We start from the raw sequence: 15,434 nt of genomic DNA on the forward strand, positions 1-15,434 counted from the left end.
CAGTCAATTTTCACGCCATCCTCTTGGAGTCTTTTAATCAATGCATCAAGCGTGATTTTCTTACTCAAATGGCTCGCTCCTTTCTGTTCGATTGTCAAAGATCTTGGCGCTTTATTCGCACCGTGCAGAATCAAAGTAAGGGGATGGGGTAGGTAGATATACTTTGACCCTGCACGGTGGGAACAAAAGTTCTTGTTTCCTCACCGTATGAATGGTATAATTAAGTTGGTTATTTCATATGAGTCGTTGAGTAGTGAGCCTGGCCGTTCACTGCTCATTTTTGTTTTTACTATTAAAATCTCCAAACATAACTCCTAAGAAAAATGCGATAAATGTAAACATGATTGTTAGAATCACCATATCCATCTACTAAAACCTCCTACTAACATGGTTAATATTTGTGTTAACGAAGCGATATCTACTCCACATACCATAGCTGCTAATGCTTCAGGTGCATTCGTCACTTGCCCCCATCTAACTGCATCAGATAATTTTAATTCCATCTTGTTATTTTCTACTTTCGATATTGTCGTTCGCGGCATAAGCATTTGTTCAGCCATTTCCTCTTGCGAATAGCCTTTGATAACCCTTAATTTCTTAAGAAAAGAACCGTAATGCATCTCCTATCCTCCTTCTCTGTTCCAAATTAGAACAATTCGTTCGGTTTTCTAGTTGTCATGTTCCGATTTATGTACTGCTAGATTTCTAGTTTTCGAATAAAATATATTTATGAAGGAACACATCCGGTTTTTGCCTGGCAGCTTCACCGGATGCCTTTTAAAAAATTAACTCGAACGACGTTTTTATTGGCCCATTCAATCACTAGATCCCTTGGGTATCTCGAATTCACAATTGTAGACTTCGGGAAACCATCCATACGGATGATGTTTTCCACTGTTGGTTTTGAAACCTGGAAATACTCTGCTAAGTCGTCTTTTTTCATCATTGATGGTAAAGATTTAACGGATCGAGCATCTTCGAGACCTTGCTCATAAGCTCGTTGACAAATAGCTTTCAATTTTTCTTCAAACAATTGAGCTTCAAGCTCTTCAACAACGGCATTTTGCACTTAGATCACCTCTTGAATGGACATTTGGTTATTTAATTCTTGGATTTCAATCCTTAATGATGTGGATGGTTGCCACATAGCTAGAAATTTCATGGCCTCGCTAAATTGTTTTCTCGGTAACTCGTTATATCTAGGAATTTCAAAGTGATTTTTGAAGTCTCTCCAGATGGCGGTGAAAACTTTACGACTGATTTCTTTGTAAGCAACTGTTTTTATACCACCTAGGGACTCAATAGCAACTGATTTCCCTTTGGATTGCAGTTTCTTTTCTTGCACGCCGTCAATTCTCATATGATCTTCAAGATAAGATACTCTACCATCCATTTTTACTAACTGGTTAACTGTTTGTTGTAGAACTTGTAGTTCGCTTGCGGGCGCTTCATATTTTCCAGTTTTTCTGATTTGAGGTATTACTTCGATCGCTAACCAATCTTGGAATTTTTCTGCTAGTTCGTTTGATGCTTTGAAAGCTAACTTATAGACAAGTGGTTCTGGGATTAAATCGCCTTTCCCAACTTGTTGGGAAACATATTTTTCTAAATAACGATTGACTGTTTCCCATCGAATGTACTCTTTTTGTCCTTTTCTTTGGGTAAAACCTAACGACTTAGCGACTTGTTCGACATCGAATAAAATCTGATCGTTTTCGATTTTTGCAGCTACTTCAAATAAATTGTTTTTAAAAATTTGTAAACTTGTCATTACATTGCCTCCTTGTAATAGTAATTTGGTTTTGTTCCAATTAAATTGCTTGTTTTGATTCTTTTGCCATTTCGGTAATTTTAACTTCAAAAAAAAGATTATCTACATTTTCATTGAAAATACTAGCTACTTTCGCTAAAGTTTCAGCTGGAAATTTCCCCCTTCCAGTTTCTAAATAATAATAGCCATTTATACTTTCATATCCCAGTAATTTAGCCATTTCGTTTAAAGAAAGGTTTGCTTTTTTTCTTAATGATTTAATCTTTTCTAAATCAACTTTTTTAATTACCTTTTCCACTATATGTCACCTCCGTATTTGCCAATTTGGTAACTTTGATTGTATTCTATATTACCATTTTGGAAATGTCAATTATATTTTTACCTTTTTGGCAAAATTATTTTTTACCATTTTGGTAAATGGTAGAATAATGCTATAAAACAATAGAAGGAAGAAGACGATGAATATATTAGGTAGTCGTATAAAATATTTAAGAAATAAAAATAATTATTCACAAAAAAGAGTAGCTGATGCATTAGGAATTTCTAATGTACAACTTTCTAGATATGAATCAGGGGATAGAAAACCAGATCCTGAAACGATAAAATCCTTTGCTGAGTTTTTTGACGTAACCACAGATTTTCTCCTTGGTCATGAAACAGAAAGTAACGAGCTAGAACACTACAAGAATAAAATCGTTAAAGAATTCCCTGATGTCGACTTGATGTTTAAGGATATGGAATCATTAAACGCTGAAGATATGAAGGAAGTTTATGAATATATAAAATTTAAGGTGAGCCAAAAAAATAAATAAATGGCAATGGGGAGATTTTTTGAAAAAGGGATTATTAATATTGTTTTTATTTTTCTGTTTGTTTGCTTTGGTAGGGTGTAATAGTAAAAAGACTATAGAATATAGAACAAATCTGCAAAATGTTACTGATAAAATGTTAGAAAATGCTTCTGAAGTAGAAGAAATGCTAAATAAATATTCTGCTGTTTGGAGCTATAGTATAGAGAGTAAGGGTGCAATTCCGGTTGGGGAAATGGCAACTGTTACTGGCCTTGAACAAGATGTTATCAATGAGCACTTTGAAATTAATACTATTGGTAACATCCCTAACGATTTCTCAACAAACATTTATTCACTGAATTCTTACTACTCAGAAACTGGGAAATTAGAAGAATTAGAAAATGCTAGTACTGAGATAAAAGATGCAATTAAAGATTTAAATGATCCTCCAGAGGATTACAAAAAAGTTTATGATGAAGTCTTAGATATGTTTACTTTTACTGAGGAATATATAGGTATGGCAATAAATCCTGACGGCTCTCTGCAGTCTTTCAATGAAAATAGAGCAACTTTAAGCAGCGATATAATTAATAAATATAAAAGAATTGAAGCGCTAATGCCGAGTGTTGATTAAAATCACTAATAGAAGGTGTACATTGAATTGTACACCCTATATTTTACTCAAAAAAGGAACATATATTCGCATAATGATGGGGGTCATTATTTGTATTCACACCTTGAAGAATTCATTTATGAACTATACACATCTATCGGGATCAAAAAACCCGAAGATTTAGATATGGATAATATCGCTAAAAAGTTGGGAATTAAAATTGTCTATAGAAAGAGATCATTTAGATTTAATAATGAAATAGTATTAGCGAGAAGCACAAAACAAGGAGAATGGATGTCATTTGGACACGAGGTTACACATTATTTAAGACATTCTGGAAATCAATTGAATATGAATCCTTTATTTAGGGATTTGCAAGAATTTCAGGCAAATCACTTCGCTTACCACTTTTGCGTGCCAACCTTTATGTTGGAAGAAATAAAAGATGTAACAGCTTATGAAATTATGAATCAATTTAATGTAGATTTTGATTTTGCACTACGGAGATTTGAAATTTTTAAAAATAAAATATATTTTCAGTCCAATTACTATGTTCATAGAAAGAGAATAGCTGTGGTCGTAAAATAATCAAAATGTGATCTCCATTCAAATATCAGAATATTTATCGAAAAGGTGATAAAAAATGGCTAGTTTCCACAAATACAAGACCAAAAGTGGGGAAAAGTGGATGTTTAAAATGAGAACAGTCCACGACCCTCAAACTGGTAAGAAAAAAGAAACAACTAGAAGAGGTTTTAATAGTAAGGGAGAAGCTGAATTAGCCGCAAGACAATTAGCGAATGAAATCGACTTGGGTAAAGGGTTTAATAATAATCCAATAACCTTTAGTGAGTTTGCTATTAAATGGCTAGAATTATATGAGAAGGAGCGAGGTGTAAAGCCTGGAACCATTCGAATTAGAAAACATGAAATAAACAACCTGAACAAATATTTCGAAAATATACGTTTAGTTGATATAACTTGGAATATGTATCAAGAAGCATTACACAATTTAGAAAAGATTTTCGCTCATCAAACAATTGATGGGATTCATCGAACAGGAAGAATGATCTTTAAGAAGGCAATTCAACTGGAAGTTATTAAAAAGGATCCAACTGAGTACGCATATGTAGTTAAAAAGAAAATGACTGTTGAGGACTTAGAAAACAAAAATGACCTCCCGAAGTATATGGAGAAGGAAGAACTTGCTAAATTTCTAAAAACAGCATACATACATGGTTTACATTTAGATTACCCTATATTTTTAACCTTAGCGTACACCGGCCTTAGAGTTGGAGAATTATGTGCTTTAAAATCCACTGACCTACAAACAAAAGGAGGAGTTTCTCTTTTAAGTATAACAAAAACCTATTACAACCCAAAAAATAATATTAAGCAATTTGAAATCGTTACTCCTAAAACTGAAAGTTCTATCCGTAAAATTGATTTAGATGATATGGTTGTTCAGGTCCTTAAAGGACAAGTTGGGGTAAATGAACAATTAAAGAAAGAATATCAAAAAGAATATTTTGATCAAGATTACTTGTTTGTTAACACCAATGCTTATCCTGGATATCCAATTTACCCTAAAATTATTGAACAGCGTATGAAACGATTACTAAACTTAGCAAAATTAAATGAATCACTCTCCCCTCATTCATTAAGACACACCCATACATCACTACTTGCTGAAGCGGGCGTATCGATTGAGCGTATCATGAATCGGTTAGGTCATTCAGATGATAAAACAACTAAAAATGTTTACCTTCATACAACTGAAGAAATACAAAAAAGAGACTCCGAAAAATTCGGAAGTCTCATGAAAAATGTGCTTCATTTTGACTAAATGTGGTCAAAATGTGGTCAAAAATGAATCTACGCCTTTCAAACACTTGGTATATCAAGGATTGGAGGGCTAAATTACATCATGCCGCCCATTCCACCCATACCGCCCATGTCAGGCATTGCAGGTGCGTTTTCTTCTGGTTTGTCAGCTACGACTGCTTCTGTTGTTAGGAACATGGCAGCAACTGAACCAGCGTTTTGTAGAGCTGAACGTGTTACTTTGGCAGGGTCAACGATACCAGCGTCGATCATGTTTACCCATTCGCCTGTTGCAGCGTTGAAGCCAGTGCCTACTTCTTCGCGTTTTAGGCGATCTACGATGATAGATCCTTCTAAACCTGCGTTGTGAGCGATTGTGCGTACTGGCTCTTCCATTGCACGTAGAACGATGTTGATACCTGTTTGAACATCGCCTTCTTCTTCTAATGCAGCAACTTTGTTGTATACGTTAAGAAGGGCAACACCACCACCAGATACCATACCTTCTTCTACAGCTGCGCGTGTAGAGTTTAGGGCATCTTCAATGCGTAGTTTACGTTCTTTAAGTTCTGTTTCTGTAGCCGCTCCAACTTTTACGACTGCTACGCCACCAGCTAGTTTAGCAAGGCGTTCTTGTAATTTTTCACGGTCGAATTCAGAAGTTGTTTCGTCCATTTGTTTACGGATTTGGTTTACGCGGCCTGCGATTTGGTCGCTTGCACCAGCACCTTCAACGATTGTTGTGTTTTCTTTTGTTACAACGACTTTAGAAGCGCGTCCTAGAGAGTCGATTGTAGCAGATTTAAGGTCACGACCTAGCTCTTCAGTGATTACTTCACCGCCAGTTAGGATAGCGATATCTTCAAGCATTGCTTTACGACGGTCACCGAATCCAGGCGCTTTAACAGCTACTGCATTGAATGTTCCACGTAATTTGTTCACTACTAATGTAGATAATGCTTCGCCTTCTACATCTTCAGCGATAAGAAGTAATGGTTTACCTTGTTGTACTACTTGCTCAAGTACTGGTAATACTTCTTGAATGCTTGCGATTTTTTTGTCAGTGATTAAGATGTAAGGATCATCTAATACTGCTTCCATTTTATCTGTATCTGTTACCATGTAAGCTGAGCTGTATCCACGGTCGAATTGCATACCTTCAACGATATCCATTTCTGTTGTGAATCCTTTAGATTCTTCGATTGTGATAACACCGTCGTTACCTACACGTTCCATAGCTTCAGCGATTAATTGTCCAACTTCTTCGTCAGCAGCAGAGATGGATGCTACTTGCGCAATAGACTCTTTGCCTTCGATTGGTTTAGAGATCGCTTGTAGCTCTTCAACTGCTGTAGCAACCGCTTTTTCGATCCCTTTACGGATACCCATTGGGTTTGCACCAGCTGTTACGTTTTTCAAACCTTCGCGGATCATTGCTTGCGCTAGAACCGTTGCAGTTGTTGTACCGTCACCAGCTACGTCGTTTGTTTTACTTGCTACTTCAGCAACTAGTTTCGCACCCATGTTTTCAAATGCATCTTCTAGTTCGATTTCTTTAGCAATTGTTACACCATCATTTGTAATTAATGGAGAACCGAATTTCTTCTCAAGAACCACGTTACGTCCTTTAGGTCCAAGAGTTACTTTTACTGCATCTGCAAGTGTATCCACACCACGAAGCATCGCGCGGCGAGCGTCTTCACTAAATTTAATATCTTTAGCCATTATTAAGTACCTCCTCTAATAGTTAAAAATCTTTATAATAAGTATATAGCTGTTTTTTTATTAACCGATCACAGCAAGAATGTCGTTTTCACGTAAAATTAAGTATTCTGTACCTTCGTATTTCACTTCTGTTCCTGCATATTTTGAGAAGATAATAAGGTCGCCTTCTGCAACTTCTAATGCTACACGTTCACCATTTTCTAGTACACGTCCAGTACCTACTGCTACGACTTTACCTTCTTGAGGCTTTTCTTTCGCGCTATCTGGTAGTACGATACCGCTTGCAGTTTTTTCTTCCGTTTCAACAAGCTCGATAATAATTCGATCACCTAGTGGCTTCAACAAGTGAAACAACCTCCTCAATTCATTCAAAAATTATTTTATTAGCACTCGTTAGTCTTGAGTGCTAACACAATTATTATATTAATCAAAACTACTCTTTTTTGCAAGTAAGAACCTTGCAATTTTGCAAAAAAAAATGCGAACCTCTCCATTCTATACAACTTCTATTTGTTTTATGCACTTCATAAGGATGTACTATTTGAAACTAATAGTGTTTAACAGGTAAAATAAATATTAGTGTAACTTCTTTAAGAATAGGAGACTAGCCATTGAAAAAAGAGTATTGGTTTATCATTATGATTTATATAGCCATGCAATTATCAGCCATCGTTGGCGTTCCTGCCATTCTTTTTCTAGGTAATATGTTAGGATACAGCTTTGATGAGGTTGCAAAAATTGCACCGCCACTCTGGATTGTCATTAGTTTTACAATTACCCTTCTCTTAACTTTGTGGTTTTTACGGAAAGAAAGCAAAGAGATGTCAATGAGGAATCAAGCACCATTATCGACTTCTATCGGGTGGGCGATTGCAGGTATTCCGCTAGCATTTATTGCTCAAACCGTTGCAGCGAATATTGAATTAATGCTCGGCATTGATATGGGGTCAGATAATACGCAGCAAATTATGTCATTAATTGAAACGTCTGCTCTTGTGATTATTGTTGTTTCCATTATTGGGCCGATTTTAGAAGAGATCATTTTCAGGAAAATCATTTTTGGTTCCTTGCATAAACGATTGAACTTCTTTTTATCAGCACTGATTAGTTCATTAATTTTCTCTCTCGCCCATGGGGAAATTGAGCACTTACTTCTTTATGCAGCGATGGGCTTTACGTTCGCGTTTTTATATGTAAAAACCAATCGTATTCTCGTACCGATCATTGCTCATGTAGCGATGAATACCTTTGTCGTTGTGATTCAATTGAATATGGATAAGCTAGAAAAATATATGACAGACTTAGAAATGGTACAAATGATTTTTAGCAGATTAGGATGATGTTAGATGAGAACACCTTTGTTCACAGGGATTATCTCCCTTCTTTTTGGATTTGTATTTATTTATTTTGCAATTATTAACCTTCAAAACGGTGGAGGTTGGGGATTTTTAACGATCTTCATTTTGATTTTTGCCACTTTTGATATTGGTGGCGGGATTAAATTAATCGCTATGCATTATCGTATGAAAAAGAAAGAGGATAAAAAATAGAGCTGACTCCATGCGGGTCAGCTCCTTTTTTATGATGGATAGTGTTTTAAGAAGTATACTAATGATTGCAATTCGACCGCCAAATCAATATGATGGATGCGAATATGGGAAGGAACCGTTAACCGCGCTGGCGTAAAGTTCAAGATTCCCTTTACATGACTTTTAACGATTCGATCCGTAATTGGTTGTGCCGCATGAGACGGTACAGTCAAAATGACAACTTGAATATGGTGCTCATCAATCAACTTTTCTAGGTCATCTAAATGACGAACAGGTACCTCGCCTACAGACGTGCCAACCCTACTTTCTGAAACATCAAATGCCACTTCAATCTTTGTATTATTATTTTTTAAAAAATTATAATTTAAAAACGCTGTACCTAGATTCCCTACACCAATTAACGCTACCTTTGTCACTTCATCTTGATCGAGTGTCTTACGGAAAAATCCTAATAAGTAATTTACGTTATATCCGTAACCTTTTTTCCCTAAAGCACCGAAATAGGAGAAATCTCGTCGAATTGTTGCAGAATCTACTTTCACCGCTTCACTTAATTCTGCTGAAGAAACTCGCTGCTTTCCTGATGCGTGTAAATTTTTCAAAAAACGATAATACAAAGGCAATCGCTTAGCCGTTGCTTGAGGGATTTTCGTTGATTCATTGGACATAGGCTCCACTCCATTCCATTTACTTAAGCCCTTCTAAAATCACCGTTTTTACCACCGGTTTTCTCTACTAAATATGTTGGTCCTATTACCATGCCTTTATCTACTGCTTTGCACATATCATATACCGTTAAAGCGGTAGCTGTAGCAGCTGTCAACGCTTCCATTTCTACTCCGGTATGCCCATTAGTTTTCACTGTACAATCAATATGTAACACATACTGATCCTCTACCTCTTCCCAATTGAAAGATATATCAATACCGGTTAAGGCAAGTGGATGACACATCGGGATGATATCAGATGTCTTTTTCGCAGCCATAATACCTGCCACTTGAGCAACAGCCAGCACATCTCCCTTTTTCATTGTGCCATCAGTAATCTTCTGATAGATTTCTTGATTTAGCTCAATACTACTATGAGCAATTGCTGTACGGGCAGTTTGTGGTTTTTCACTCACATCCACCATCTTCGCTCTGCCTTCTTCATTAAAATGTGTAAATTCAGCCATTCATAACACCTCACATGAAAATGATACACTATTTTGATTCATCTGTGTAATGTAGTTTTTTATATATTCTATCCAAATAGTGACTTTATTGCCGAACCTCACCTGATTAAGGTACACTATCACTATAACAGAGGTGAAATATAATGATATTATTACAGGTTAATCAGCTTTCGAAAAGTTTTGTGGCTGATCCTATATTAATGAATATAAAGCTTGAAGTACAAACGAGAGACCGCATTGCATTAGTTGGACGTAATGGTGCGGGAAAATCAACTCTTTTAAAAATTATTGCTGGACATATGTCCTATGATTCCGGTGAAATTATTCAATCGAAAGAAACCAAAATCGGTTATCTTGCACAAAATACAGGACTAGAATCTGAGCTATCTATTTGGGACGAAATGCTTACCGTGTTTGATTATTTGCGCAAACAAGAGAAGGAACTGCGCTTACTAGAAACACAGATGGGCGATGCAACACTCATCGAAAACGGTGAAGCTTACGATAAAATTTTAAAAACCTATGATCAAATGCAAGTCAACTTTAAAGAACAAGGTGGCTATCAATACGAGGCAGACATTCGTTCTGTACTACATGGCCTTAATTTTCAATCGTTTAGCTATGATACAAAAATTTCTGCATTAAGCGGGGGGCAAAGGACGCGACTTGCACTTGCGAAATTATTGTTAACCAAACCTGATTTACTGATTTTAGATGAGCCGACCAACCATTTAGATATTGAAACATTGTCATGGCTAGAGCAGTATCTTAGTGGTTATGATGGTGCTATTTTAATTGTCTCACATGACCGCTATTTCTTAGATAAAGTCGTCAACCAGGTATATGAACTATCACGTAACCATATTAAAAAATACGTTGGTAACTACAGCAAATATCTTGACCAAAAAGCAGCGAATTATGAACGTGACTTGAAAATGTATGAAAAACAACAAGAAGAAATTGCGAAACTAGAAGACTTTGTTCAACGCAACCTTGCCCGTGCTTCGACAACAAAGCGTGCACAAAGCCGGCGCAAGCAGCTTGAGAAGATGGAGCGAATGGATCGCCCCCAAGGGGATGAGAAATCAGCGACATTCGGCTTTCAAATTGATCGTCAATCAGGCAATGATGTGCTAACCGCTGACTCTTTAGCAATTGGCTATCAAGAAGAAAAGATCAGTGATCACATTTCATTTCGCATGTCTCGAGGCGATTCCATTGCTTTAGTAGGTCCCAATGGTATTGGAAAGTCGACTTTATTGAAGACCCTTGTAGACAAGCTACCTGCTTTAGGTGGCACGTTTCAATATGGCTCAAATATCCGCATTGGCTATTACGACCAACAGCAAGCTGATTTGAGTTCAAATAAAACCGTATTAAACGAGCTCTGGGATGATTACCCCCTCATGCCTGAAAAAGATGTCCGTACCGTGTTAGGTAACTTCCTCTTCTCTGGAGATGATGTCTTGAAAATTGTCTCTACATTGAGTGGTGGAGAAAAAGCACGATTAGCACTAGCTAAGTTGATGTTGCAAAGAGCAAATGTCCTCATACTAGATGAGCCGACTAACCATTTAGACCTTGATAGTAAAGAAATTCTTGAAAATGCACTTATTGATTTTCCAGGTACGCTCCTCTTTGTCTCTCATGACCGCTATTTTATTAATAGGATCGCAACAAAGGTGATTGAGTTATCAACAAGTGGAGCAACGGAATTTTTAGGGGATTATGATTACTATGTGGATAAAAAGGCGGAAATTGAAGAAATAGAGCTTTTTGAATCAGCAGACCTGCCACAAGAAAGTATCACTAAACCAGAAAAGCAAAGTTATCAACAAGATAAAGAAGCGAAGAAACTAGAAAGACAACGAAAAAGAAGGCTGACAGAAATTGAACAGTTAATCGAAGAGTTAGAAGCGCAAATTGAAACTTACGATGAACAACTCTGTGACCCTGAAATCTTCCAGGACCACGAGAAAGTCCTCGAGATTACAACTAAAAATGAGGCTATAAAAGCACAACTCGAGCAGTTACTTGAAGAATGGAGCGAATTGGGAGATTTAATGTAATTAAACGTAGCTGGGGATAATTTAATTATCCCCAGCTTTTCTTTCTACAAGTAAATTGTCCACATTTTTATTCACAGCACAAACGGATTAACAATAGGTGAAACAACACTTTTCCACATTATCCACAATTTTTATGATACTTATCAACAAAAACTCTGAAAATTTTAATATTATCCACAATATGATATGCCACCCATACTATACTTGATATTGTGAATAACTTTGTGTCATCACTAAAAATAAAAAGACTAGTGAATAGATGATCATGATTCACTAGTCTTCATTATTATTGTTGAAACTGTATATCTAACCCTGGGTTTGCATTCATACTCATATCTGAGAACATCCCTTTTTCGAACATAATTGCCCCTACTGCAGCAATCATCGCTGCATTATCTGTGCATAAATGTAATGGCGGAATGACTAAGTCTATCTCTTCCTTATTCTTAAAGGTCTCTGTTAATGCTTCACGAAGTCCTTTATTTGCTGCAACGCCACCTGCTAATAGTAGTTGTTTCACATCATATGCCTCTACTGCTTTTAAGGTCTTGGTCACTAATACCTCAATGACGCTTTCTTGAAAGCTCGCTGCTAAATCCTCTGGTAAGATGGTCTCTCCACGTTGTTCAGCATTATGCACTGTGTTGATAACGGCAGACTTCAATCCACTGAAACTAAAATCAAAGGAGCCTTCTTCTAGCCACGCACGAGGAAGCTTAATTGTCGCTTCTCCTTCATGGGCAAGGCGATCAATATGTGGCCCACCTGGATATGGCATATTTAGAACTCGCGCTACTTTATCATATGCTTCTCCAGCAGCATCATCACGTGTTTCGCCAATAACTTCAAAATCACCATGTGCTTTCATATAAACGAGCTCTGTATGGCCCCCGGAAACGACTAATGCAAGCGCCGGGAAAGTCATTTCTTTAATTAAGCGATTGGCATAAATATGCCCTGCTATATGGTGCACCCCAATAAGTGGCTTTTGATGAGCAAAGGCAATCGCCTTCGCTGCATTTACACCGACAAGTAAGGCACCCACTAACCCTGGACCTTCTGTCACAGCAATTGCATCGATATCGTTCATCGTCATACTCGCTTTATTTAACGCTTCTTCTAACACAATGGTCATTTGTTCTACATGATGCCTTGAAGCGATTTCTGGTACAACCCCGCCAAACCTTTTATGACTTTCAATTTGAGAAGCGACAACATTAGCGATGATCTCTCTACCATTTTTAATGATGGCTACTGCTGTTTCATCACAGCTTGTTTCTATCCCTAATATATATTGATCTTTTTTCATTTTATATTCACCCACATTACTAAAGCATCTTCATGATTATCCGAATAATAATTTTTTCTAATTCCGCCTTCTTGAAAACCTAGCTTGCTATACAACCGTCTTGCTATCATGTTACTCACCCTTACTTCTAGGGTCATTTTAAGGGCACCCATTTCTTTTACAACATCCATCAGCTGGACCATTAACGCCTCGCCAAGTTTCTTCCCTCTATATCTGGGTAGTATCGCTACATTTGTTACATGGGCCTCGTCTGTAACCACCCATGCCCCACCGTATCCTATCAATTCTTCTCCGTCTTCTAATACAACGTAGACCGAGAATTGGTTCAATGTCATTTCATTATAAAAGGCCTCTCTACTCCAAGGTGAAGAAAAAGATGCCTGTTCTACTTTTAATACTTCATCAATATCATCTTCGTTCATTAACCGAAACGTTAATTTACTGGTCATTGGAGCTTGCTCCCTTTCGAAGCTTCAATCCATTTTGCCTCTGCCTCAGCAAGACGGATATAATTAGGGACAAAATTGTGGATATCAACAGCTTCCTTATCTCTACCTAAAATGGCCAATTCAGAAGGACGAGGATTTTGTTCAGTTAAACGTGCAAAATATGCCCGATCCCCTAAGTCTGCTTTAATTTGTTCCTTGTGTATGGATAAATCATTACCGACAAATAAAACCGGTTCTTCTCTATTTAATAAACGTTGCGTCCAATTAACGGTCAACGTTAGATGATCCGATGCTAGATCTAATAACCGACTCTCTTGAAATTGATATAAACCAGTATAAATCTGACCTCTTCTCGCATCAAATAACGGTGAAATGACACCGTTAAAATAACTACCTGCACTTGCTGCCAAAACAGCTAGACTCGATACGCCTGAAAGAGGTATATTCAACGTCCAAGCTAATGTTTTAGCTATGGTTACACCAATTCTTACCCCCGTATATGAACCGGGTCCTTCTGCGACAACAATCTTTTCTATATCTTGTGGCAACGTATCGCAATCCTTTAAAAGCATTTCTATCGCGGGCATTACACGAACTGAGTGATTCTTTTTGATATTCGTGATATATTCCCCTATAATTTTGTCGTCATCTACTAGAGCGATCCCTAGTGTATAATTTGACGTGTCTATAGCTAATATTTTCATTTTACTAACTCCTCACACAGCTTCACATAGCGTTTTCCTTTTGGATGTAGCGCTATTCTTCGTTCTTCATTTCCGGTATAATGGATTACAATTTTTAACCTTTCTTCTGGCAGTTGATCTTCTATTAGATGAGCCCATTCCACGACGGTCACACCTTGCCCATGAAAATACTCATCAAACCCAAGATCTTCATCGCCATCCTCCACCCGGTAAACATCCATATGGTACAAAGGTAGACGACCATTATATTCCTTTATAATAGTGAATGTAGGGCTATTCACATTTCGTTCAATACCAAGGCCTAACGCAAGCCCTTTCGTAAATGTTGTTTTACCTGCCCCTAAATCACCTTCTAATAAAATGACATCACCTGCAGCTGCTTTTTCTCCTAGCCTCTTTGCAAATGCCATTGTTTCTTCCGTATTTTTTGTATTCCACTGGAATTGATCCATTTTATCACCTACATTTGGTCTTTCATTTATTTACAATAATAATGACACATATACATGTAGTTTACATGATTTTTTCATAGACATCAAAGAACACTTTGTTTTGTCGGGACAGTAACCTTTTGCGCGCAATTCCTTGCTCTTTTTCTCTTTGTCTTGCGCGTATCTTCCTTTTGCACGCAATTCCCGGCTCTTTTTCTCTTTCTTTTGCGCGTATCTTCCTTTTACGCGCAATTCCCGGCTCTCTTTCTTTTTCTTTTGCGCGTATCTTCCTTTTACGCGCAATTCCTTGCTCTTTTTCTTTTTCTTTTGCGCGTATCTTCCTTTTGCGCGCAATTCCCGGCTCTCTTTCTCTTTCTCTTTCGCGTTTCTTCCTTTTGCGCGCAATTCCTTGCTCTCTTTCTTTTTCTTTTGCGCGTTTCTTCCTTTTGCACGCAATTCCTTGCTCTCTTTCTTTTTCTTTTGCGCGTTTCTTCCGTTCCCGCCTAAAACTTTTCAACACTATCTTTTGCCTGTATCTACTATTTAACGGTTATTTCCGTAGAGGCAACTAAAAATAGTTGTTTTTAGAAATTACTTAACATATTTTTGGTTTACGCATCCTAATTTGCATTTGTTTTTTGACAAAAAGAAAACCCGCCTAATGGCGAGCTAAAGTGATAGTTTCTCTAGTAATATACAATATGATGGATAAACTGATCATTACAGCTATTGGGATAGATTAAACGTAAGGATTTTTGTAAATAATAATGCGTTATATCTCTATCAAGGACTTACAAATTAGTCATGATGTACTTTTTTACGAGGCACAAATCAATTCTACTTGAACCTATAGAACCTAAGTTTTCTACACAAAAAAAACGAAACAAGTTCCCTGTTTCGATACGTTTCACATATAAAATTAAACTGGCGGTCCGGACGGGACTCGAACCCGCGACCTCCTGCGTGACAGGCAGGCATTCTAACCAACTGAACTACCGGACCAGATTGCGGGGGCAGGATTTGA

Annotated in this window: 20 protein-coding genes and 1 tRNA gene; 7 read left to right on the top strand and 14 right to left on the bottom strand. The window is 37.2% G+C overall.

What is annotated here, in order from left to right:
* Window positions 1-353: 353 nt before the first annotated feature.
* From U9M49_RS21340 to U9M49_RS21355, 4 genes are all read right to left on the bottom strand, one after another.
* A complete protein-coding gene (locus U9M49_RS21340; protein WP_322910570.1) occupies window positions 354-620 on the bottom strand; it encodes a helix-turn-helix transcriptional regulator in 267 nt (88 codons plus the stop codon).
* A 143-nt stretch (window positions 621-763) separates the two neighbouring features.
* Entirely contained in the window at window positions 764-1,069 is a 306-nt protein-coding gene (locus U9M49_RS21345) for a hypothetical protein (RefSeq protein ID WP_322910571.1), read from the bottom strand.
* Window positions 1,070-1,771 carry an ORF6C domain-containing protein gene (locus U9M49_RS21350; protein ID WP_322910572.1) on the bottom strand — a complete coding sequence of 234 codons (702 nt, stop codon included), beginning with the start codon at window positions 1,769-1,771 and terminating at the stop codon, window positions 1,070-1,072.
* 40 nt (window positions 1,772-1,811) lie between these two features.
* Window positions 1,812-2,069 carry a helix-turn-helix transcriptional regulator gene (locus U9M49_RS21355; RefSeq protein ID WP_322910573.1) on the bottom strand — a complete coding sequence of 86 codons (258 nt, stop codon included), beginning with the start codon at window positions 2,067-2,069 and terminating at the stop codon, window positions 1,812-1,814.
* A 160-nt stretch (window positions 2,070-2,229) separates the two neighbouring features.
* Between U9M49_RS21355 and U9M49_RS21360 the strand changes: the two genes are divergently transcribed.
* From U9M49_RS21360 to U9M49_RS21375, 4 genes are all read left to right on the top strand, one after another.
* Window positions 2,230-2,583 (top strand): helix-turn-helix transcriptional regulator, encoded by a 354-nt coding sequence (locus U9M49_RS21360; protein ID WP_322910574.1) that lies wholly within the window; start codon window positions 2,230-2,232, stop codon window positions 2,581-2,583.
* A 19-nt stretch (window positions 2,584-2,602) separates the two neighbouring features.
* Complete coding sequence (locus U9M49_RS21365) at window positions 2,603-3,196, top strand: hypothetical protein (protein ID WP_322910575.1); 594 nt, start codon at window positions 2,603-2,605, stop codon at window positions 3,194-3,196.
* A 90-nt stretch (window positions 3,197-3,286) separates the two neighbouring features.
* Window positions 3,287-3,763, top strand: a complete 477-nt coding sequence (locus U9M49_RS21370; RefSeq protein ID WP_322910576.1) for an ImmA/IrrE family metallo-endopeptidase — start codon at window positions 3,287-3,289, stop codon at window positions 3,761-3,763.
* Window positions 3,764-3,863: 100 nt separating this feature from the next.
* Window positions 3,864-5,021 carry a tyrosine-type recombinase/integrase gene (locus U9M49_RS21375; protein WP_322910577.1) on the top strand — a complete coding sequence of 386 codons (1,158 nt, stop codon included), beginning with the start codon at window positions 3,864-3,866 and terminating at the stop codon, window positions 5,019-5,021.
* 74 nt (window positions 5,022-5,095) lie between these two features.
* Here U9M49_RS21375 and groL read toward each other — a convergent pair whose 3' ends face one another.
* Both groL and groES read right to left on the bottom strand, forming a co-directional pair.
* Window positions 5,096-6,724, bottom strand: coding sequence for a chaperonin GroEL (gene groL / locus U9M49_RS21380; protein WP_095370803.1), 1,629 nt, complete (start codon window positions 6,722-6,724; stop codon window positions 5,096-5,098).
* A gap of 60 nt (window positions 6,725-6,784) precedes the next feature.
* Window positions 6,785-7,069, bottom strand: coding sequence for a co-chaperone GroES (gene groES / locus U9M49_RS21385; RefSeq protein ID WP_095370804.1), 285 nt, complete (start codon window positions 7,067-7,069; stop codon window positions 6,785-6,787).
* Window positions 7,070-7,335: 266 nt separating this feature from the next.
* On the opposite strand from groES, the gene U9M49_RS21390 reads away from it, so the two are divergent.
* On the top strand, window positions 7,336-8,064 hold the full coding sequence (locus U9M49_RS21390; protein WP_322910578.1) for a type II CAAX endopeptidase family protein: 729 nt from the start codon (window positions 7,336-7,338) through the stop codon (window positions 8,062-8,064).
* A 6-nt stretch (window positions 8,065-8,070) separates the two neighbouring features.
* Window positions 8,071-8,274 carry a DUF4305 domain-containing protein gene (locus U9M49_RS21395; protein WP_095370806.1) on the top strand — a complete coding sequence of 68 codons (204 nt, stop codon included), beginning with the start codon at window positions 8,071-8,073 and terminating at the stop codon, window positions 8,272-8,274.
* A gap of 29 nt (window positions 8,275-8,303) precedes the next feature.
* Here U9M49_RS21395 and U9M49_RS21400 read toward each other — a convergent pair whose 3' ends face one another.
* Both U9M49_RS21400 and moaC read right to left on the bottom strand, forming a co-directional pair.
* On the bottom strand, window positions 8,304-8,942 hold the full coding sequence (locus tag U9M49_RS21400; protein ID WP_095370807.1) for a redox-sensing transcriptional repressor Rex: 639 nt from the start codon (window positions 8,940-8,942) through the stop codon (window positions 8,304-8,306).
* Window positions 8,943-8,965: 23 nt separating this feature from the next.
* A complete protein-coding gene (gene moaC, locus U9M49_RS21405; protein WP_095370808.1) occupies window positions 8,966-9,448 on the bottom strand; it encodes a cyclic pyranopterin monophosphate synthase MoaC in 483 nt (160 codons plus the stop codon).
* A 143-nt stretch (window positions 9,449-9,591) separates the two neighbouring features.
* On the opposite strand from moaC, the gene U9M49_RS21410 reads away from it, so the two are divergent.
* Window positions 9,592-11,517: an ABC-F family ATP-binding cassette domain-containing protein gene (locus U9M49_RS21410; RefSeq protein WP_322910579.1), complete on the top strand. Its 1,926-nt coding sequence runs from the start codon at window positions 9,592-9,594 to the stop codon at window positions 11,515-11,517.
* A 286-nt stretch (window positions 11,518-11,803) separates the two neighbouring features.
* Here the strand turns inward: U9M49_RS21410 and tsaD are convergent, their stop codons facing one another.
* The 6 genes from tsaD to U9M49_RS21440 all read right to left on the bottom strand — a co-directional run bounded on the left by tsaD (window position 11,804) and on the right by U9M49_RS21440 (window position 15,412).
* A complete protein-coding gene (tsaD, locus tag U9M49_RS21415) occupies window positions 11,804-12,826 on the bottom strand; it encodes a tRNA (adenosine(37)-N6)-threonylcarbamoyltransferase complex transferase subunit TsaD (RefSeq protein ID WP_322910580.1) in 1,023 nt (340 codons plus the stop codon).
* Window positions 12,823-13,275, bottom strand: a complete 453-nt coding sequence (rimI, locus tag U9M49_RS21420) for a ribosomal protein S18-alanine N-acetyltransferase (protein WP_095370811.1) — start codon at window positions 13,273-13,275, stop codon at window positions 12,823-12,825. Before rimI ends, tsaD begins: the two co-directional genes overlap by 4 nt.
* Window positions 13,272-13,979, bottom strand: coding sequence for a tRNA (adenosine(37)-N6)-threonylcarbamoyltransferase complex dimerization subunit type 1 TsaB (gene tsaB / locus U9M49_RS21425; RefSeq protein WP_322910581.1), 708 nt, complete (start codon window positions 13,977-13,979; stop codon window positions 13,272-13,274). Before tsaB ends, rimI begins: the two co-directional genes overlap by 4 nt.
* Complete coding sequence (tsaE, locus tag U9M49_RS21430; RefSeq protein WP_322910582.1) at window positions 13,976-14,431, bottom strand: tRNA (adenosine(37)-N6)-threonylcarbamoyltransferase complex ATPase subunit type 1 TsaE; 456 nt, start codon at window positions 14,429-14,431, stop codon at window positions 13,976-13,978. The genes tsaB and tsaE overlap by 4 nt, the downstream gene beginning before the upstream one ends.
* Window positions 14,432-14,492: 61 nt before the next feature.
* Window positions 14,493-14,930 (bottom strand): hypothetical protein, encoded by a 438-nt coding sequence (locus U9M49_RS21435; RefSeq protein ID WP_322910583.1) that lies wholly within the window; start codon window positions 14,928-14,930, stop codon window positions 14,493-14,495.
* Between the two features lie 405 nt (window positions 14,931-15,335).
* Window positions 15,336-15,412 (bottom strand) — tRNA-Asp (locus U9M49_RS21440).
* Window positions 15,413-15,434 lie beyond the last annotated feature (22 nt).

It is taken from the genome of Cytobacillus sp. OWB-43 (assembly GCF_034651445.1).
Classification (GTDB): domain Bacteria; phylum Bacillota; class Bacilli; order Bacillales; family Cytobacillaceae; genus Cytobacillus; species Cytobacillus kochii.